The sequence below is a fragment of the Devosia sp. genome (genome assembly GCF_048261455.1).
Classification (GTDB): Bacteria; Pseudomonadota; Alphaproteobacteria; order Rhizobiales; family Devosiaceae; genus Devosia_A.
Genome location: NZ_JBLXGA010000006.1, coordinates 189,651 through 209,117, shown reverse-complemented (window position 1 = coordinate 209,117; position 19,467 = coordinate 189,651). Strand labels below are relative to the sequence as shown.

Here is a 19,467-nt window from a genome sequence, read left to right as displayed (position 1 = left end):
CGCTAAACGCGCGCCGCGGCCTGCCACTCGTGCCGCAGGATCGCGTATTGCAGGGTGTTTTCGTAGATCGGCTGACCGGCGCTGTCGGAGTGGAACGTCACATATTCGCGGAACAGGCCTTCCTCGCGCATGCCCAGCTTCTGGCACAGCCGGCGCGACGGCGTGTTGTGATCCTCGACATAGGCGTAGAGGCGCCGTGCGCCCTGATTGGCAAAAAGGTCCGCGCATAGCGCGTGCGCGGCCTCGAAGGCATAGCCCTTGCCGCCGAAACGGGGATTGAAGTTCCACCCCACGGACAGGGTATCGGAACCAGCCTGCCCGTCCGCATCTTCGGGCCATTTCGGGTCGCGATGGGCGGAGAGATCGCCCAGGAGCTGGCCGGTCTGCGCGAGGCAGACGGCGATATAGTCGTCGGCGCAGGAGCGCTTCAGCGCCTCGGTCTCCGCTGCCCCCAGATCAGCCAGCCTGAGCGCGAAAAAGCAGCTCGCGGTGGGGGCGTGCAGATAGTCGAACAGCGCTGCTGCATCGCCCGGCTGGAAATTGCGCAGGATCAGGCGATCGGTTTTTAGTGTCTTCATTCAAATCTCTCTTTGCCGTTCGCCGGCGCGCAGCTCGATGATCAGCGGGTACTTTGCGGGCGCGCGGGCATAGGCGAAGGCGCTGCCGCCCCGGCGACCGTGGGCTGTCAGGTCCTGGCTGGATCGGTGCGAAACGGGTTCTCAGTGATGGGCTCTGTGGGCGGTGCTGGCAGGGATTGCACCGGTCTGTTAGGGACATATGCCGAGCCGGCGCAAACGGGACAGTCGCGGAATGCGATATCGGGTGAAGCGGATCAAGGCGTGAGCGACGGGAATAAACAAAGCAGGCCTTCGCCGCAACGCACTCTCAGCAGACTGACGACGCGCTTGCGGCGCTATGCGCATTTCCTGATCGCGGCAGGCGTGTTGGCGATGGGCCTGATCCAGCTTGGCAGCCTGTGGAACGACCTGCGCGTCAACGACCTGTCCATCGCGACGCTGCGGAACCTGCCTGACCTGCTGATATCCGGCCTGCTGAGCGGGGCGCACCGGACGGTGTCGGGTGTGTTCCTCGTCATCATGTCGATCGGCCTTGCGCTACGCTCGCGCCTTGCCTTCGTGGTGGTGACGCTGCTGATGGTGATCAATATCGGGCTGTGGCTCGCGGCGTCTATGACGGACATCGGGCTCGGCCTGCTCCAGCTGGTGCTGCTGGCCGCCCTGTTTGTCTTCCGCGCGCAGTTCACCCATACCAGCGTGGCGGCAGCGTCGATCTTTTCGGTGGGCAGCCTCGTTCTCGTGACCGCCTATGGCGTTCTGGGCAGCCTGATGATGGGCACCCAGTTTTCGCAACCGATCTCGGACCTGGGCACGGCCTTCTATTTTGCCATCGTGACGATGTCGACGGTGGGCTATGGCGACATCTATCCGACGACGCCGAACGCACGGCTCTATGTGATTTCGCTGATTATCCTAGGGCTGACGGTGTTTGCCACCGCCGTCAGCACGGTGCTGCTGCCGTTTCTGCAGAACCGGGTGCACAACTTCCTCGTTGGAAAGGAACGGACCATGAAGATGTCCGGCCACTACATCATTGCCAGCCGCTCCAATCTGGCGCTCAACACCTATCGCGAGCTGCACGATCGCGGAAAAAGCGTGGTCTTCATCCTCGAGACAAAGAGCGAGGACATGCCCGATGGGGCAGATGTCGTGGTCGGCAATCCAACCGATATCGACACGCTGAAGGGCGCATCCGGCGCGACCGCAGAAGCCATCATGGCGCTGGGGGAAGACGATGCCACCAACGCCTTCGTGGTGCTCGCCGCCAAGGAGCTGGGCGGCACGGCGAAGACGGTGGTGGCGGTCAACAACACGCGCAATATGGAGAAGGTGCGCCGGGTTCAGCCCGATATCGTCTTTGCGCCGACTATTCTGGGTGGCGAACTGCTGGCCATGGCCCTGACCGGCGAACAGGTGTCGGACAAGAATTTCGTCGACCGGCTGCTCAACTCCCAGCAATAGGCCGGCGGGGGCGGAGACCCGGTGGCGAGCGCGTGGAGGCGGTTGGCGGTCTGAGGCGCGACGTGCCGTGGTGGCGCCACGGCAGCGCGGCTTTGGCGGATCGCCGGTCTAGCGCGCGGCGAAACGGGCCTTCGCGGCCTCGGTTTCCGGCGCGTAGAACGAGACCGCATTGCCTTCCGGATCGCGGAACTGGAAGGTCTTGTTGCCCCAGGGCATCGTCTTGACCTCGTGCACCAGGTCCACCTCGTCGTGCAGTCGCGCGAATTCGGCGTCGACGTCTTCGACCTGGAATTCCAGGTAGGCGGTGCGGTTTGCCCCGGGCTCGCCGCTGCCCTCTTTCCAAAGGGCGACGGTTTGCGATGCGCCGATGGCCAGCGTGGCGCCGGGCGTGACGATTTCGGCAAAGACCGGGGCGAGCCATTCGGCCTCGAGGCCGAGGATCATCTCATAAAAAGTGACCATCTGCCGGAGATCGGCGGCGATGAGGCGGACTGAGGCGAGCTTCATTTCATTCCCGTTTTCGGAGGAGGGTGTTGTCTCGTGGTCTTGACAAGTGCCGTGTCGCACAGCGCTGTTGCCAGCGTTGTGGCAACAGGAGTCAGCAGGGATGCGCCGCGCCGACCGATTGTTTCAGATCATCCAGATCCTGCGCCGTTCGCAGCGGCCGGTGACGGCGGCCGCGATCGCCGAGGAACTGGAGGTTTCGAAGCGCACGGTCTATCGCGACATCACCGACCTCGTCGGCCAGCAGGTGCCGATCGATGGCGAAGCGGGGTTCGGCTACGTGCTCGACCGCAGCTATGACATGCCACCGCTGATGCTGACCGCTGACGAGATCGAGGCGGTCGTTCTGGGCGCGCAATGGGTGGCCGCGCATTCCGATCGCCCGCTGGCCAATGCGGCGCGCGACCTGGTGGCGAAGATCGCCGCGTCGATCCCCGAACATCTGCGACCCTTCATTGCCGAACCCAGCGTGACCGCGCGGCCGCCCTTGCACAGCGACCCCTCGGACAGACTGGCCAGCCGTCTGCGGCAATCCATCCGCGAGGGGCGCAAGCTGCGGCTCGTCTACTGCTCGGCCGGCGGAGAGACGACCGACCGCGTGGTCTGGCCGGTGACGCTGGGATATGCCGAGACCAGCCGGCTGCTGATTGGCTGGTGCGAACTGCGCCAGGCCTTTCGGCATTTTCGCTGTGACAGGATCCAGTCGGCGGAGATCACCGATGCGCCGATCGGGCTGCGCGCAGGGGAACTGCAGCGGCGCTGGCAGAGGTGGCGGGAGGAGGAGCTGGCGTCGCTCGAGGCTGGACCTTCCTTCAAAGCTTAGGAAGATTGGTGCGGGTGAGGTGAGAGCGGATTGGCGCCAGACCACAATCGCCGGGGGGCAGGCATGACATTTGAAGCGGCACTGGCCAGCCATGACCGCGACGCCCTCGTGGCGTGGCCCAAGAGCGAACTGCATACGCATGCCAGCCTAGGGGGCAGCCGCAGCTTTGTCCGCGAGCGGACGGGCATCGACATCGTTCCCCTCGATCGGGTCCTCGCCTCGATGGACGAAATGCACGACTGGGTGAGTGCCAACCGGGTCGGCGAGGCCTTTCCCGGCGCCGCCGGACGGATGCTGGCGATCGAGGCGACGTTCGTTCAGGCCAGGGCGGACGGCGTGACGCGGCTTGAAGCCGGGGAAGATGTCTGGGCGCTGACCCTGTGGGATGGGGACGCCCTGGGCCTCACCGCGGCGATGCGGGCCATCCACCAGCGCGTCGCCCCCGACATCGAATGGATCGCCCAACTGGGACTGTCGCGGCATTGCCCGATCGACGCCCTGATGCGCTGGGCCGAGCCGCTGCTGGAGACAGGCGCCTATCAAAGTCTTGACCTTTACGCCGACGAGATGGCGCAGCCCATTGGGGTGTTCAAGCCCGTCTACAAGGCGGCCCGAGACAAGGGCCTTCGGCTCAAGGCGCATGTGGGCGAATGGGGCACCGCGGACGATGTCTGGCAGGCGGTCGAGGAGCTGGGGCTCGACGAAGTGCAGCATGGGATTGCCGCAGCGCAATCGCCCGCGGTCATGCGCTTTCTCGCGGACCATCGCATCCGGCTCAACATCTGCCCAACGTCCAATGTGATGCTTGGCCGGGTCGAGAGCATCGCCAAACATCCGATCCGGACACTTTTCGACGCCGGTGTCATCGTGACGGTCAATACCGATGACGTCCTCGTTTTCGGCTCCAGTGTGTCCGAGGAATTTATCCGGCTGCATCAGGCCGGCGTTTTCTCCGCCGCCGAGCTGAACCAGATCAGGCTGAATGGCTTGACGGATCCGGTCGTCGCGCGATGACCAACCTGGTCCTTCTCACGGAAACTCAGAATTGGACAATTCAGTCTCAGACCGTTTCGCCTGCATGTTTGCCAGCATCCGAACGCGCGGTTCATGCCGCTTGCCATACAGAAATCGCGCCCAGAGCGCGAACGCCCACGACATCCAGCCCGCGTCAATTTCGATGAGATCGCGCAGCCGGGATCCGGATTGCAGCGGTTCGACGGTCAGAGTGTGGCGCCACGACTTGACGCCTGCGCCCTTCTCGATGGATCGCAATATCATTGCTGCGTCATCGCATTCCAGGACTTCCATGAAATACGGCTGAGGCGGCAACTTTCCGAACAGCGACACCCGCACGGCGATCTTTTGGCCCTGATAGACGCGACCGCTCGGCAGACCTTCGAAGGTGACAACGCCATCCATGATCTTACTGAGAGCATCGAGGTCTGTTGCCAATGCCCAGACCTCTGCTGCCGGTGAAGCGTATTCGTGCTCCAGTCTTACGGTCTTCATGGGTGCTCATCTGGCTTAGTAAGCTGTGCCTGCCTGGTTAGCCGGAACCAGACATCGGCGCAACGGCAGCGAACGCTCGCTTCGTCCCGCGCAGCCCCCTCGACCGCTGCGTGGTGGAGGGGACGCGCGCTTCGTTTCAGGGGGTTACGCCTCCAGCAGGCCACATCCTGAGCGCGTCGAAGGAGGAGGCGGTGGCAAGGCCGGTGCGTGCGACCTCGTGGTTCGCCGTTCGACAAGCTCACCATGACGGGGCTCACCATGAGGTCTTGGGGGCATTGGTGCGAGAGGGTGTGCAATCCGCCGAGACGCGGGCTGCGCCTCTTCGGGCTGGAATAATGATGCCGCCATTTCGCGTCGCTTTCGACGTCAGCGCGAACGGCGCTGTGAAGCTCGCCCACTTCTAGAAGTGGTGGGCAATGGACGGTCTGCTTTGGGTGGGTAGCGGACATGCCGGTGTCAGCAGTCACCGGCAGCTAAGCGCCAGAAGCGGACACCTACCTGCATGCTCTTTGCCTGCGTTCGACGAACTGGTAGCTTTCGCTCGAGGTTGCTGTGTCCCCTGAAATTCGATCCTTTGCGACGGCTGATACCGACCAGCTTTATGCCATCTCGCTCGCCACGGGCGATCTCGGCGGCGATGCCTCGCACCTTTATGACGATGCCAAGCTGATGGGCCATGTCTATGCGGGTGCTTACGCCGCGTTGGAGCCGGCTCTCATACTTGTGTTGGTCGATGACATCGGTGTTTCGGGGTTTGCCTTGGGGGTTCCCGACACTGCCGGTTGGGAACTGCGGCTAGAGCGGGAATGGTGGCCCCCCCTTCGAGCGTACTACAGCGATCCGATTGACTATCCCGAGCCGGAAAGAACTCCCGATCAGCGTCGGGCTAATATGATCCACCACCCCAGGATGACGCCAAGCGAGGTGTCGGACGCCTATCCTGCCCATCTCCATCTGAACCTGCTGCCACGGGCACAGGGACGCGGATGGGGCACGAGACTCATGCGCTCCTGGTTATTGCTTGCCGCAGATCAGTGTGCTGAGGCCGTGCACGTGGGCGCCAATAGAGGAAATGAGCGCGCCGTCGCATTCTGGCGAAGGTCCGGATTTTCTCCAGTGTTGGAGCAGGGCAGCACAATCTGGCTGGGACTGAAGATGGCCCAGACGCCTTAACGCCTCGCCCTCGGGTAGGAGGGCAGATTTTCGTCGATTTCAGCCCAGGCGACTTTGGACTGACACCAGCTCTGGGACGCAGGATGAACCAGCTGGGGCTGATCGATTATGCCTGCCCTTACGTAGACCCGATGGGGGTGCTGAGGAGAAGTCCCGTAGAGCGGCGAACCGCAGTGCAGGCAAAAATGCCGTGTCAGCTCATTTCCGCTATCAGCAGTCTTGGTGAATGAACCTATCTCACCTGACAGCACGCGGAACGTCTCTGCTGCAAAGGGGATGTTCACACCGAAAGCGCTGCCGGTTGCCTTACGGCAATCCTCACAGTGACAGTATCCACCCGCTCCGACCTGGTCTCCGCACGAAATCCTGACCTCTCCACAAAGGCACGACGCTGTAATGACTTCGGACATTGGCGAGCTCTCCTGCAGTGCGGAGCTTGTGCCTTGGCCGCTGCGACTGCAATGGGCCAAAAGCTGCCATTGATCTAGAAGCTCGCAAATGACCGCAATCGGGTCGGAAGCCGGCATCAGGTGCCAGGCGCAAAATGGGTGCGGGGCAGCATGGTTTGCCCGCCCCTTGCCACCCACGCTGAACAGGATTATATAGCCTCCAACATCTCAGGGGTAACCGGAGAGTGGGTGCCGAACCGGCCCCCGCTCTTTTTGTTTTCACCCTTCGTTTTTCCGGGCCCCTGCCCTGACCCGAACCTGCCGAGCTCATGACCTTCGATCTCAACGAAAAACGCTATATCAAGGAGACCACGCTCGAGGCGCGCCTGGCGCAGATCATCGAGCCGGTGGCCAACGACCTGGGCTTTGCGCTGGTGCGCGTGAAGATGCTGCAGGACAATGGATTGACCGTGCAGGTGATGGCCGAGGACGGCCACGGCCGGTTCACGATTGCCGACTGCGAGACGCTGAGCAAGGAAATCTCCCCGGTGCTCGACGTCGAAGATCCGATCGAGCGCGAGTATCACCTCGAAGTGTCGTCGCCCGGCATCGACCGGCCGCTGGTTCGGGCCCGCGACTTCAAGGCCTATGTGGGCTATGAGGCCAAGATCGAACTCAGCGACATGCTGAAGGGCCGGCGCCGGTTCCGCGGCGAGATTGCCGATGCGACCGACGAGACCGTGACGATCCGCCTGCCGGACGCCCAGCAGGATGCCGACCCCAAGCACGTGCTGCCGCTCAAGATGCTGGCCGAAGCCAAACTGGTGATGTCCGACGCGCTGATGGACAAGGCGCGGGACGACCAGGCTGCATATCCAATCGACGAAGATGACGAGATCGAAACCGTCGAAATCAACGACAACGCCGATCCTGAAGAGGAGACTCACTGAATGGCCGTTAGCGCTAATCGCCTTGAGCTGTTGCAGATCGCCGACGCCGTGGCGCGTGAGAAATCGATCGATCGGATGATCGTCATCGAAGCCATGCAGGACGCCATGGAAAAGGCGGCCAAGGGCCGCTACGGCGTCGAGACCGAGATCCGCGTCGAGATCAACCCGCGCTCGGGCGAGACCCGCATGTGGCGGCTGCTGGAAGTGGTCGAAGAGGTCGAGGACTCGGCCAAGCAGATCGAGCTGAAATACGCCAAGCTGAAGAATGACGCGGCCAAGGTGGGCGACTACCTGACCGAGCCGCTGCCGCCGATGGAATTCGGCCGCATCGCCGCGCAGTCGGCCAAGCAGGTGATCGTGCAGAAGGTGCGCGACGCCGAGCGCGACCGGATGCACGAAGAGTACATCAACCGCATCGGCGAGATCGTCAACGGCACGGTTAAGCGCGTCGAATATGGCAATGTGATCGTCGATCTGGGCCGCGGCGAAGCGATCATCCGCCGCGACGAGCTGATCCCGCGCGAACTCTATCGCTACGGCGACCGGGTGCGCGCCTATATCTATGACGTGCGCCGCGAGCAGCGCGGGCCGCAGATTTTCCTCAGCCGCACGCATCCGCAGTTCATGGCGAAGCTGTTCATGCAGGAAGTGCCGGAAATCTACGACGGCATCATCACCATCCGTTCGATCGCCCGCGACCCGGGCAGCCGCGCCAAGATTGCGGTGACGAGCTCGGACAGCTCGATCGACCCGGTCGGCGCCTGCGTGGGCATGCGCGGCAGCCGTGTGCAGGCGGTGGTGGCCGAACTGCAGGGCGAAAAGATCGACATCATTCCGTGGACCGAGTCGATTGCCGATCTCGTGGTCTCGGCGCTGCAGCCGGCGGAAGTTGCCAAGGTGGTGCTCGACGAGCAGGCCGAGCGCATCGAAGTCGTGGTGCCGGACGAGCAGCTGAGCCTCGCCATCGGCCGTCGCGGCCAGAACGTGCGCCTCGCCAGCCAGCTGATCGGGTGGGATATCGACATCCTGACCGAGCAGGAAGAAAGCGAGCGGCGCCAGAAGGAGTTCTCCGAACGCTCGGCGCTGTTCATGGAAGCCCTTGACGTCGACGAGATGGTTGCCCAGCTATTGGCTTCCGAGGGGTTCTCCTCGGTCGAGGAACTCGCCTATATCGATGTTTCCGAAATCGCCTCGATCCAGGGGTTTGACGAGGAGACGGCCGGCGAGATCCAGGCCCGTGCCGCCGAATATCTGGCCGCGATCGAAAAGGCCAACGACGACGAGCGTGTTGCCCTGGGCGTTCAGGACGAGTTGTACGAGATCCCCGGCCTGACCTCGGTCATGCTGGTGGCGCTCGGCAAGGAAGACATCAAGACCGTCGAGGACTTTGCCGGCTGTGCCGCCGACGACCTCGTGGGCTGGACCGAACGCAAGGACGGCGAGACCAAGCGCTTCGAAGGGACGTTCAAGGACTTCCCGGTGTCGCGTGAGGAAGCCGAGGAAATGATCCTGCAGGCCCGGCTGAAGGCCGGCTGGATCACCGAAGAGGATCTCGCCACCGAGGCCGAGACCGAAGAGGAAGGGGCGCCCGTTTAATCGGGTGTAGCCCTACCCGGTGGCCCCGCGCACGGAAACGGAACGGCTTTGTGCGCTGACGCGCGAAGTGAAGCCGGTCGATGATCTGATCCGCTTCGTCGTCTCGCCGGACGACGAAGTGGTGCCCGATACCGATGCCAAGGCAGAGGGACGGGGGGTCTGGATATCGCTCGGCGCCAAGTTCGTGGCCGAGGCGCAAAAGAAGAAAGCCTTTGCGCGCAGCCTGAAGGCTGAGGTGAAGGTGCCTGACGATCTTGCGGGGCTGACCCGCAAGCGGCTCGAGGCACGGCTGCTGCAGTCGCTGGGCATTGCCCGCAAGGCCGGGCAGCTGCTGACGGGCGCAGGCAAGGTGAAGTCGGCGATCGAGGCGGGCGAGGTGATCGGGCTGATCACCGCATCCGACGGGGCCGAAGACGGACGTAACAAGCTCGCGGGTTCGCTCAAGGGCTTTACGCTGGCGGCGCAAGAGGCCGGGCTGAACCCGGCGGTGGCGCCGCATTTTGAAATGCTCGATTCCGGCCAATTGGGTTTGGCACTCGGGACCGAAAATGTGATACATGCTGCGCTCATACGTGGGGGCGCGGCCCAAGCGGCGGTGCAACGTGCCGAAAGACTGGCACGTTACATTGTCAATTAGATGGGCTATTGAGCGGCGCAACAGGCGCTGCGGTCCCAGTCGCCCGACCCAAGAATTGGACGCGGAGGCCCCATACGGGGGACTCTGGAATGCGAGTTTCGCAAGGAAGACGCGAGTTACATGGCTGATAACGACGACAAGCGCGACGAGACCGGTGCCGGCGGGAAGAAGACCCTGTCGTTGAAGGGCGCTCCCAATCTGGGAAATCGCTCCAACACGTCCCGGTCGTCGCGAAGCACGGTGGTCGTGGAAAAGCGCACCCGGTTCGTGCCGGGCGGCGCACCGACCAATCGTGGTCCTGGCCAGCCAGGACAGAACCGACCCGGCCAGCCCGGCGGCGGCCGCCCGCAGTCGCGCGGCCCCCAGGGTGCCCGCCCGCAGGTCGGCCTGAGCAATACCGAGGCCGAGGCCCGCGTTCGCGCTCTGCGCGAAGCGGCAAGCCGTGCGGCAGAAGATCAGGCCCGGGCTGCTGCTGAAGAAGCGCGGCGGGACGAGGAAGACAAGCGTCGCCGCGCGCTGCGCGAAGCCGCTGCGGCCGAAGAAGAAGCCAAGCAGCGCGCCGCGGAGGCCGAAAAGGCCGTCGAAGAAGTTGCCGGCATCGCCAATGCCGCACGCGGCGAGCGGGTTTCACCGGCACGGCGTGCGGCAGCTTCGCCTGCAGGACGCGGCAACGAGCCTGGAGCCAACATTCCGCCGGCGCCGCCGTCGGAGGCCGATGGCCGCAAGACCCGCACCGCGGCGCCCGTCAACCGGCCTGGGCTGGTGAGCGCCAATGAACTGGCCAATGCGCGCCGCAATGCTGCGCGCCCGACGCCCGACAAGCCGACCCGTCGCGATGCCAATTCGCGTGGTCGCGGCCGCCTGACGGTGACCAGCGCAACGACCGAGAACGATCGTGATCGCGGACCGTCGCTCGCCGCCATGCGGCGCCGTCGCGACAAGAAGATGGGTCGCAACCAGCAGACGCAGCCCAAGATCAGCCGTGAGGTCACGCTGCCGGACGCGATTACCGTTCAGGAGCTGGCCAACCGCATGGCCGAGCGCGCTGTGGACGTGATCAAGATCCTGATGCAGCAGGGTCAGATGGTGACGATCAACGACGTGCTGGATGCCGATACGGCGGAGCTGATCGCAGTCGAGCTGGGCCATACGGTCAAGCGCGTCTCGGATGCCGACGTGGAAGAAGGCCTGTTCGACATCACCGCCGACGACAAGGCCGAAGATCTGGTCGACCGCGCACCGGTCGTGACGATCATGGGCCACGTCGACCACGGCAAGACCAGCCTGCTCGACGCGATCCGCGAAGCCAATGTGGTCTCGGGCGAAGCCGGTGGCATCACCCAGCACATCGGTGCCTACCAGGTCGAAAAGAACGGCCAGCGCATCACCTTCCTCGATACGCCGGGCCATGAGGCGTTCACCGCCATGCGTGCCCGCGGTGCGCAGTCGACAGATATCGCAGTGCTGGTGGTGGCGGCCGACGACGGCGTGATGCCCCAGACGATCGAATCCATCAAGCACGCGAAGGCGGCCGAAGTGCCGATCATCGTCGCCATCAACAAGATGGACAAGCCGGCGGCCGACCCGAGCCGGGTGCGCACGGAACTGCTGCAGCACGAAGTGTTCGTCGAATCGATGGGCGGCGACGTGCTGGACGTGGAAGTGTCGGCACATACCAAGAACGGTCTAGACAAACTGCTCGAGACCATCCTGCTGCAGGCTGAAGTGCTGGAGCTCAAGGTGCCGCAGGACGGCCGCGCCGAGGGTCTGGTCATCGAAGCCAAGCTCGATCGTGGTCGCGGTTCGGTGGCGACGGTGCTGGTGCAGCGCGGCACGCTCAAGATCGGCGACATCCTTGTCGCCGGCACCGAGTTCGCGCGGGTACGTGCACTGATCAACGACAAGGGCGAGCAGGTGAAGGAAGCCGGGCCCTCGACGCCGGTCGAAGTGCTCGGATTTACCGGCGTGCCCTCGGCGGGCGACCGGTTCAGCGTGGTCGAGACCGAGGCGCGTGCCCGTGAAGTCACCGAGTATCGTCAGCGTCAGCTGCGCGAGAAGACCGCCGGCGGCGGGGCCACCAGCCTCGAGCAGATGATGAACCAGCTGAAAACGGCGGACATCTCGAAGTTCCCGCTGGTCATCAAGGGCGACGTGCAGGGTTCGGTGGAGGCCATCAATGCCTCGATCAACAAGCTGTCGACCGAAGAGGTTTCGGCGCAGATCCTGATGAGCGGCGCCGGCGCGATCACCGAGTCCGATGTGTCGCTCGCGGCTGCATCTTCGGCGATCATCATCGGCTTCAACGTCCGCGCCAACAAGCAGGCCACCGAGCTTGCAGCCCGCGAAGGCATCGAAATCCGCTACTACAACATCATCTACGACCTCGTGGATGACGTGAAGAGCGCGATGAGCGGGTTGCTGGCACCGGAGCGTCGCGAGACCTTCATCGGCTACGCCGAAATCCTCGAGGTCTTCAACATCACCAAGGTCGGCAAGGTTGCCGGTTGCCGTGTGACCGAAGGCATCGTGGAGCGTGGCGCCGGCGTGCGCCTGCTGCGAGACAACGTGGTGATCCACGAAGGCAAGCTGAAGACGCTGAAGCGCTTCAAGGACGAAGTGAAGGACGTTCAGACCGGCCAAGAATGCGGTATGGCGTTCGAGAACTACGAAGACATCCGCCAGGGCGATGTCATCGAGTGCTTCCGCGTCGAAACGATCGAACGCTCGCTGTAAGCGCATTCGGTTTCACACAGATCAGAGGGCTCCGGAGCGATCCGGGGCCCTTTTTGTTTGGACGAGGGGGCGGGATTACCTACCGACCCAAGCGCAGAATTGCTGCTTCAGGGCAGCGGCCTGGTGCGGTAGAGGGCGATGCGGATGCCGCCGTGGAGGACCGGGGGATCGGGTGGCAGGAGCGGGAGGCCGGTGGCTTCGGCGAGCTGGCGATCGGTGGTGACAAAGGCCACACGCCAGCCAGAGAAGCGCTCGCGCAACACGGCGCCGAAGCGGGCGTAGAGCGCCTTCAGTTCCGGACTGGTTCCCTTGCCCTTGCCTGATCCTTTGCCAGAAATGCGCAGGCCGTAAGGCGGATTGCAGATGATGAGGCCCGGTGGCCCGTCGGGGCGCTGCAGGTCGGCGATGTCGGTTTCAGTGAAACATGTCGTTTCGGCCACCCCTGCCCGGTCGGCGTTCTCACGGCTCATCGCCACCGCCCCGGCATCGCGATCGCTGCCGCAAAACCGCAGGCTTGCTGATGGGCTCCCCGATGCCTTGCGCATCGTGGCCAAGCCGGCGGGGTCGAAACCGGCGAAGTTTTCGAAGGCGAAATGGCGGTCGCGGCCCGGCAGCAGGCCCATGGCCCATTCGGCGGCCTCGATGACGAAGGTGCCGGAGCCGCACATGGGGTCGAGCACAGGCTCGGTGCCCGAATACCCGGACTGCCGGAGAAAGAGCGCCGCCATGGTTTCGCGCATCGGGGCGCGGTTGACCGCCTGCTTGTGGCCGCGCTGATAGAGCGGGTCGCCCGAGGTATCGAGGCTGATGGTCGCCAGATCGTCCTCGATGCGCAGCATGACAGTGACCGCGGCCTTGTCGGCGATGGGCGCGCCAAGGGATTCGGTGATCGCGGTCTTGATGCGCTGGGCGGCCGCCCCGGCGTGATAGATTTTCGACTTGCGGCAGGTGGCTTCGACGGCGACCGGCAGATCGGGCCGCAGGAACGTGCCCCAAGGGACGCGGCGGGCGCGCTTATCGAGCTGTGCCAGATGCATGGTGCGGAAGCTGGCGATCCGGACCAGCACACGCGTCGCGCCGCGCAGCACGAGATTGGCGCGCCAGACGTCCGGCCAGGTGCCGGTGAAAGCAACGCCGCCCAGCTGCACCGCGGCATCGGCAAAGCCGGCCTCGCGCGCCTCGTCGGCCAGCAGCTCTTCGAGGCCGGGCGCGGCGATGAGGAAGATTTCGAACGGGGCGGCGGGATCGGGTGCACTCATTTCGCCTTGTTATCCGGCTCCCACGTCGTCAGCGACAGGTTTTTTGCCGCGGTGGCGCCCTGACCTCGCCATTCGGGGCACTTTGCGGCGCCGCGGGTGGGCGATAGAGTACCGGTTTCATCACCATGACCATTCGCGTCCGACGGCAAGCGGACGGGCGGAGCGGAGCCTCAACACATGGCCAGAATGGGTGGCGGGCGCCTGGGTCCGCCCGAATCACTGCCTTTCGACAAGGGCCGGCGGCTGAAGACGCTGCGCCAGCTCGGCATGCTGTTTGCGCAGATGTGGAAGACCAGCCGCTGGCTGATGATCGCCAGCATTACGCTGCGGCTGATCGTGGCGCTGCAGCCGCCGCTGATCATCCTGTTCACCAAGCTGATCATCGACGAGGTGATGCGGCAGACGGCTCTCGGGGCGCCGGGACCGGAATTTTCCGACTGGCTGAGCAGCGGGCGGCTGACGCTGCTGATGGCCTATCTGGCCGGCGAGTTCGCCATGGTGTTCGGCCGCGACGTGATCAACCGCGCCATCGGGGTGGTCGACCAGGTGCTGGGCGAAACCCACTCGAACGCGATGAGTCTCGAATTGATGCAGCACGCGGCGCGGCTCGACCTGAAGCATTTCGAGCAGGCCGAGTATCAGGACCGGCTGGAGCGCGCACGGCGACAGGCGGCTTCGCGCTCGACGGTGATCTCGCAGCTGTTCGGGCAGGCGCAATCGGTGGTGACGGCGGTTGCGCTGGCGGTGGGGCTGATCGTTTATGCGCCGCTGTTGATCGTCTTGCTCGCCATCTCGTTCGCGCCGGCAGTGTGGGGCGAAATCCGCTTCAACCGGCTGGCCTACTGGATTTCGCACAACCGCTCGCCTGAGCGGCGGCAGCTCGACTATCTGCGTCAGCTGGGGGCCAGCGCGGATAGCGCTAAGGAAGTGAAGCTGTTCGGGCTGGGCACCTATCTCGGCGACCGGTTCCGGCGGCTGAGCGCCGATATCCTGGACGAAAACACGCGGCTGGCGGTGCGGCGGTCGCTGGAGACGGGGGTGTTGGCGGTGGTTTCGACCATCACCTATTACGGCGCCTATGCCTATATCGTGTGGCGCACGCTGAATGGCGATTTCACCATTGGCGACCTGGTGTTCCTGTCGTCGTCATTCAGCCAGCTCAACGGCTACCTGCAGCAGATCCTGATCGGCTTCACCCAGATCGCCGGGCAGGCGCTCTATCTCGACGACCTGTTCAGCTTCTTCGATATCGAGCCGACCGTGCTGGAGCCGACACAGCCGGCGCCCTTCCCGATTCCGGTGAAGCGCGGGATCCGCTTCGACAATGTCGGCTTCCGCTATCCTGGCTCGGAGCGCTGGGCGGTGCGGGGGCTGAGTTTCGACGTGCCGGCGGGCGAAACGCTGGCGCTGGTCGGCGAGAACGGGGCGGGCAAGACGACGATCGTCAAGCTGATGACCCGGCTGTACGACGCCGAGGAGGGGCGGATCGAGATCGACGGCACCGATATCCGCGAGTTCTCGAGCGCCGATCTCAGGCAGCATATCGGCGTGATCTTTCAGGATTTCCAGCGCTACAGCTTTTCGGCCGCAGACAATATCGGGGTCGGGCGGATCGAGGCGGCGGACGACCGCGAGCGGATCGTTTCGAGCGCCGAGCAGAGCCTCGCGCATTCGGTGATCGACAAGCTGCCGGATGGCTACGAGCAGATGCTGGGGCGGGTGTTCGCCAAGGGGCAGGATCTGTCGGGCGGGGAGTGGCAAAAGATCGCCATCGCCCGTGCCTATATGCGCGAAGCCGAAGTGGTGATCCTCGACGAGCCGACGGCGGCGCTCGATGCGCGGGCCGAGGCCGAGGTGTTCCGCCGCTTCAAGCAGCTGGCCGAGGGCACGACGGCAGTCATCATCTCGCACCGGTTTTCGACCGTGCGCATGGCCGACCGGATCATCGTCGTCGAGGACGGCAAGGTGCGCGAAGCGGGCACGCATGAAGCGCTGATGGCCGAAGGCGGCAGATATGCCGAACTGTTCGAGCTACAGGCCGCCGGGTATCGCTGAGCGGCCCTCGCCGGGTTGTCAGCAGCGTATGAAGGGCGTCTATTCGCTGCGTTCATATGCTCATTCATTGCCCGACGAAGACTTGGACCACAATGCGTAGTGAAGTTCTTTATCCTGCCGGGGACACCCTGACGCAGCTGTGCGGCATGCTGCAACTCGGTGTGGATGCTGTGCTGGCCCGGGCCGGGGTCGATCCCGGTCTGATGAGCGTCCGCGGGGGCCGCATGGATGCCGAAGAGTTCTTTGCCCTGTGGACCGCGGTGATGGACGCCGCGAACGATCCCGAACTGCCCATCACCCTGGGACAGGGTTTCGCGCATGGCCCCTTCACCCCCTCACTGCTGGCCTTCACCTGCAGCGCCACCGTACGCGACGGGCTGGAACGGTTGTCGCTCTTCAAGCCGCTGATGGGGCCGATATTCTATGATCTGACGCCCGGAGCCGACACGCTGGAGATTGCCTTCCGGCCGTCGGTGGCGCGCCAAACCATGCCGCTCAGCCTGGCGCTGTTCGAACAGGTGTTTGTCGTCGAATGCTGCCGGGTGTGCACGGCGCGTCCGGTCACGCCACTGGGCATCGGCCTGCCGCAGACGCATCCGGCGCAAGACGCGGCCGCCCGCTATTTCGGCATTGCGCCACATGACAATGCCCGCCCAGTGCTGACGCTGTCACGCCGCGATGCCGAGCGGGTGCTGATCTCCGAAAATCCCCAAGTCTGGGACGCGTTCGCGCCAAACCTGCGGCGTCAGCTCGCGGACACCGCGTCACAATCGAAGTATGCATCGCGCGTCACGGGGCTGCTGATCGCGCTGTTGCCGAGCGGTGGGGAGGTGACCATCGATCTGATCAGCGACAGGCTGAACCTCAGCCGGCGCAGCCTGCAACGCCACCTGCAGGCGGAAGGCAGACCGTTCCAGACCCTGGTTCAGGAAACCCGGCGCGAGCTTGCCGAGCACTATCTGGCCGACGAAACAATCACTCTCAACGAGATCGGCTATTTGCTGGGGTATGACGACCCCAACTCGTTCTTTCGCTCGTTCCGGCAGTGGACCGGGATGACTCCGAGCGAGGCGCGCGCGCAGCGCAGGCGTAAGTTCGACCAGCGCGACGCGATGGGTGCCACGCCGGCCTGACGATGGACGATCCCCTGCGAGCTGAACTGCCCCTGATCGTCGGCACTGAACGACAGATTACCGCCGGGTTGATATTGACGGCGGGTGCACGTCCGGCACCCACCGCCATACCCACAACACTGGTCGCAGCGTCGGCCGCACCCCCCCAGGCGCAGCCGCTCACCAGTGTCGCGTATGCTTGCTCTCACCGCGTTGCCGCGTTTGTGAACTCTGCGCATGCGCCGGTCGAGTCGCCATGGCGAGCCGCGCCAATCCGCTAACAGAGCGCGCCAAACCACCCTGGGGGCACGTGAGTGCCCGGGCACCAACCAGGAGGGAATGGAGAGCCCCGGCCGTGCGGCCGGGGCTGAGATCAGCTTACATAGACGCGCGTGCCGGTGGGGACGCGGCTGTAGAGATCGATGATGTCGTGGTTCATCAGCCGGATGCAGCCCGAAGAAACCTGGGTGCCGATGGTATAGGGTTCGGTGGTGCCGTGCAGGCGGAAATGGGTGTCCTTGCCGTTGCGGTACAGATAGAGCGCGCGGGCGCCGAGCGGATTGGTCGGGCCGCCGGGCAGGCCACCGGCATATTCGGCGTAGCGCTCGGGCTGGCGGCGGATCATGTTGGCTGTCGGCGTCCAGCCGGGCCATTCGGCCTTGCGCGAGATCACGGCATTGCCCTTGAACTGCAGACCCTCGTCGCGCCCGACGCCGACGCCATAGCGAATGGCGCGGTTGTTAGGCTGGATGAGATAGAGGTAGCGCTCCGAGGTGTTCACCACGATGGAGCCGGTCTTGTATTTGGAGGTGTAATCGACCTCCTGGCGCCAGTATTGCTGCGGGATGCGGCGCAGGTCCACGGCGCGCACGGGGAACTTCTCGTTCGGCTTGCTCGCGTAATAGCTGGCCCAGGGCTCATCGACCTGAATGACGGTCAGGCCATCGGCCTGCAGCCGGGTCGAGCGCGTTGACGAGCACGCCGACAGGGCAAGGGCGGAAGCGCCGAGGAGGAAGAGTCGTCTTGTCGTCACGATGGGCTCACAAGTGCAGGTACAGGATCAGAAGCAGCAAAAGCACCAAGAAGGGGCCGGTTGTCGAGTGCGTAGGCGCCACACCCGCCCGCGATCGACGATTGCACGATCACGATCTGTTTTGACGCCGTCATGTGCAGCCAAACGCTGCGCTGTGGCGTTGGGTTGCGGCACCGCAGAAACCGCCGAATTCGCTGGCGTCGCATGCAGTTTGTTGACGGCGAGGATGGGAGCGCATAACCCGGGCCGATGAAAAGCCAAACCAACAAATCGCGGGGGCCGACCCAGCGCATGCTGCGCGTCGGCGAGCTCGTCCGCCACGCGCTGGCGCAGTTGTTCACGCGCGGCGAAATCGAAGATGCGGCACTTGAAGGCAAGGTGATCACCGTGCCCGAGGTGCGCATGTCCAATGACCTGAAACTGGCCAATGCCTATATCATGCCGCTGGGCGGCGAGGGCGCAGAAGAGGTCGTGGCGGCTTTGAACCGGCACCACCGGTTCATCCGCGGCAGCATCTCGCCGTCGCTGGGGCTGAAGTTCGCGCCAGACCTGCGGTTCTTTGTCGACGATACGTTCGAGGAGTTCGGACGGATCGATGCGCTGCTGAAATCGGACCGGGTGCAGCGCGACCTGAAGACCGACGAGGACGACGACAGTTGACGCAAGGCAAGGCCGGCCGCGCCGAGCAGCCGCGGCGGATCAAGCGCGACCTCAGTGGCTGGGTTGTGCTGGACAAGCCCTATGACATGACCTCGACACAGGCGGTGGGCAAGCTGCGCTGGATGACCGGAGCCAAGAAGGCCGGGCATGCAGGCACGCTCGATCCGCTGGCGACGGGCGTCCTGCCCATTGCGCTGGGAGAAGCCACCAAGACGGTGCCGATCATCCAGGATGGCCGAAAGGTCTACCAGTTCGAGCTGCGCTGGGGCGAAGAGACGACGACCGACGATGCCGAAGGCGAAGTGACCGAGCGTTCGGACGTCCGGCCATCGCGCGAGGCGGTCGAGGCGGCGCTGGGCCAGTTTACCGGGACCATCCAACAGGTGCCGCCGGCATTTTCGGCGATCAAGATCGACGGGGAACGCGCCTATGACCTGGCGCGTGCCGGCGAAGAGGTGGTGATGACGGCGCGGGAAGTGACCATCGACTTTCTGACACTCATTTCACATTCGGAGACATCGAGCAGTTTCGAGATGGGCTGCGCCAAGGGCACCTATGTGCGGGCGCTGGCGCGGGATCTGGCGCGTGCGCTGGGGACGCGGGCCCATGTGATCTCGCTGCGGCGCACGCAGGTGGGGCCGTTCGACGCGGCGCTGGCAGTGACGTTCGCGCAGTTGGAAGCGATGCAGAACGATGACCTTGTGCTGCCGGTTGCGAGCGGGCTGTCGCTGGTGCCGGAGCTGCGGCTGAGCGCTGCCGAGGCGAAGATGGTGCGGCATGGCAATGAGGTGCTTTTGGCCGGGTCCGGCGCGCCGGTGCAGGCCGACAGTGTTTGGGCGAGCCATGCAGGCAACCCTGTGGCCCTTGGCCGCGTTGAGGCAGGACGGTTCTGCCCAAGTCGTGTATTCGTTTGAATTATTTTGTCATTCATGGAACCAAAACGATGCTGATTCGTTGCGGACCGCTGGTTTTTAACGTGTGTAGTTTGTGAGAGG

The 19,467-nt window shown here is 64.2% G+C and carries 18 protein-coding genes; 12 read left to right on the top strand and 6 right to left on the bottom strand.

Features of this window, described 5'->3' with window-relative positions; genetic code table 11:
* Positions 1 to 2: 2 nt before the first annotated feature.
* Positions 3 to 578 carry a GNAT family N-acetyltransferase gene (locus ACN0TK_RS09195; protein WP_417309180.1) on the bottom strand — a complete coding sequence of 192 codons (576 nt, stop codon included), beginning with the start codon at positions 576 to 578 and terminating at the stop codon, positions 3 to 5.
* A gap of 327 nt (positions 579 to 905) precedes the next feature.
* Here ACN0TK_RS09195 and ACN0TK_RS09190 point away from each other — a divergent pair, with 327 nt between their 5' ends.
* Positions 906 to 2,039 carry an NAD-binding protein gene (locus ACN0TK_RS09190; protein WP_417309179.1) on the top strand — a complete coding sequence of 378 codons (1,134 nt, stop codon included), beginning with the start codon at positions 906 to 908 and terminating at the stop codon, positions 2,037 to 2,039.
* A 108-nt stretch (positions 2,040 to 2,147) separates the two neighbouring features.
* On the opposite strand, the gene ACN0TK_RS09185 is transcribed toward ACN0TK_RS09190, so the two are convergent.
* Entirely contained in the window at positions 2,148 to 2,546 is a 399-nt protein-coding gene (locus ACN0TK_RS09185) for a VOC family protein (protein ID WP_417309178.1), read from the bottom strand.
* Between the two features lie 100 nt (positions 2,547 to 2,646).
* On the opposite strand from ACN0TK_RS09185, the gene ACN0TK_RS09180 reads away from it, so the two are divergent.
* On the top strand, positions 2,647 to 3,366 hold the full coding sequence (locus ACN0TK_RS09180; RefSeq protein WP_417309177.1) for a helix-turn-helix transcriptional regulator: 720 nt from the start codon (positions 2,647 to 2,649) through the stop codon (positions 3,364 to 3,366).
* Between the two features lie 63 nt (positions 3,367 to 3,429).
* Positions 3,430 to 4,380, top strand: coding sequence for a hypothetical protein (locus ACN0TK_RS09175; protein WP_417309176.1), 951 nt, complete (start codon positions 3,430 to 3,432; stop codon positions 4,378 to 4,380).
* A gap of 15 nt (positions 4,381 to 4,395) precedes the next feature.
* On the opposite strand, the gene ACN0TK_RS09170 is transcribed toward ACN0TK_RS09175, so the two are convergent.
* Positions 4,396 to 4,875, bottom strand: coding sequence for an SRPBCC family protein (locus tag ACN0TK_RS09170; protein WP_417309175.1), 480 nt, complete (start codon positions 4,873 to 4,875; stop codon positions 4,396 to 4,398).
* Positions 4,876 to 5,427: 552 nt separating this feature from the next.
* Here ACN0TK_RS09170 and ACN0TK_RS09165 point away from each other — a divergent pair.
* Positions 5,428 to 6,048, top strand: coding sequence for a GNAT family N-acetyltransferase (locus ACN0TK_RS09165; protein ID WP_417309174.1), 621 nt, complete (start codon positions 5,428 to 5,430; stop codon positions 6,046 to 6,048).
* Here the strand turns inward: ACN0TK_RS09165 and ACN0TK_RS09160 are convergent.
* Complete coding sequence (locus ACN0TK_RS09160) at positions 6,045 to 6,458, bottom strand: GFA family protein (protein ID WP_417309173.1); 414 nt, start codon at positions 6,456 to 6,458, stop codon at positions 6,045 to 6,047. The genes ACN0TK_RS09165 and ACN0TK_RS09160 overlap by 4 nt on opposite strands.
* A gap of 308 nt (positions 6,459 to 6,766) precedes the next feature.
* Between ACN0TK_RS09160 and rimP the strand changes: the two genes are divergently transcribed.
* From rimP to infB, 4 genes are all read left to right on the top strand, one after another.
* On the top strand, positions 6,767 to 7,387 hold the full coding sequence (gene rimP, locus ACN0TK_RS09155; protein WP_417309172.1) for a ribosome maturation factor RimP: 621 nt from the start codon (positions 6,767 to 6,769) through the stop codon (positions 7,385 to 7,387).
* Positions 7,388 to 8,983, top strand: a complete 1,596-nt coding sequence (gene nusA / locus ACN0TK_RS09150) for a transcription termination factor NusA (RefSeq protein WP_417309171.1) — start codon at positions 7,388 to 7,390, stop codon at positions 8,981 to 8,983.
* A 19-nt stretch (positions 8,984 to 9,002) separates the two neighbouring features.
* Positions 9,003 to 9,620 (top strand): RNA-binding protein, encoded by a 618-nt coding sequence (locus ACN0TK_RS09145; RefSeq protein ID WP_417309170.1) that lies wholly within the window; start codon positions 9,003 to 9,005, stop codon positions 9,618 to 9,620.
* 120 nt (positions 9,621 to 9,740) lie between these two features.
* On the top strand, positions 9,741 to 12,353 hold the full coding sequence (infB, locus tag ACN0TK_RS09140) for a translation initiation factor IF-2 (RefSeq protein WP_417309169.1): 2,613 nt from the start codon (positions 9,741 to 9,743) through the stop codon (positions 12,351 to 12,353).
* Between the two features lie 107 nt (positions 12,354 to 12,460).
* Here the strand turns inward: infB and ACN0TK_RS09135 are convergent, their stop codons facing one another.
* Positions 12,461 to 13,612, bottom strand: coding sequence for a THUMP domain-containing class I SAM-dependent RNA methyltransferase (locus ACN0TK_RS09135; RefSeq protein ID WP_417309168.1), 1,152 nt, complete (start codon positions 13,610 to 13,612; stop codon positions 12,461 to 12,463).
* Between the two features lie 177 nt (positions 13,613 to 13,789).
* On the opposite strand from ACN0TK_RS09135, the gene ACN0TK_RS09130 reads away from it, so the two are divergent.
* Complete coding sequence (locus ACN0TK_RS09130) at positions 13,790 to 15,667, top strand: ABC transporter ATP-binding protein (protein WP_417309167.1); 1,878 nt, start codon at positions 13,790 to 13,792, stop codon at positions 15,665 to 15,667.
* A 92-nt stretch (positions 15,668 to 15,759) separates the two neighbouring features.
* Positions 15,760 to 16,800: a helix-turn-helix domain-containing protein gene (locus ACN0TK_RS09125; protein WP_417309166.1), complete on the top strand. Its 1,041-nt coding sequence runs from the start codon at positions 15,760 to 15,762 to the stop codon at positions 16,798 to 16,800.
* 352 nt (positions 16,801 to 17,152) lie between these two features.
* Here ACN0TK_RS09125 and ACN0TK_RS09120 read toward each other — a convergent pair whose 3' ends face one another.
* Positions 17,153 to 17,812: a L,D-transpeptidase gene (locus ACN0TK_RS09120; protein WP_417309165.1), complete on the bottom strand. Its 660-nt coding sequence runs from the start codon at positions 17,810 to 17,812 to the stop codon at positions 17,153 to 17,155.
* Positions 17,813 to 18,061: 249 nt separating this feature from the next.
* On the opposite strand from ACN0TK_RS09120, the gene rbfA reads away from it, so the two are divergent.
* Both rbfA and truB read left to right on the top strand, forming a co-directional pair.
* On the top strand, positions 18,062 to 18,472 hold the full coding sequence (gene rbfA / locus ACN0TK_RS09115; RefSeq protein ID WP_417309164.1) for a 30S ribosome-binding factor RbfA: 411 nt from the start codon (positions 18,062 to 18,064) through the stop codon (positions 18,470 to 18,472).
* The gene (truB, locus tag ACN0TK_RS09110; RefSeq protein WP_417309163.1) at positions 18,469 to 19,386 is read left to right on the top strand and encodes a tRNA pseudouridine(55) synthase TruB; all 918 of its coding nucleotides are present in this window, start codon (positions 18,469 to 18,471) and stop codon (positions 19,384 to 19,386) included. Before rbfA ends, truB begins: the two co-directional genes overlap by 4 nt.
* The last annotated feature ends 81 nt before the right edge of the window (positions 19,387 to 19,467 follow it).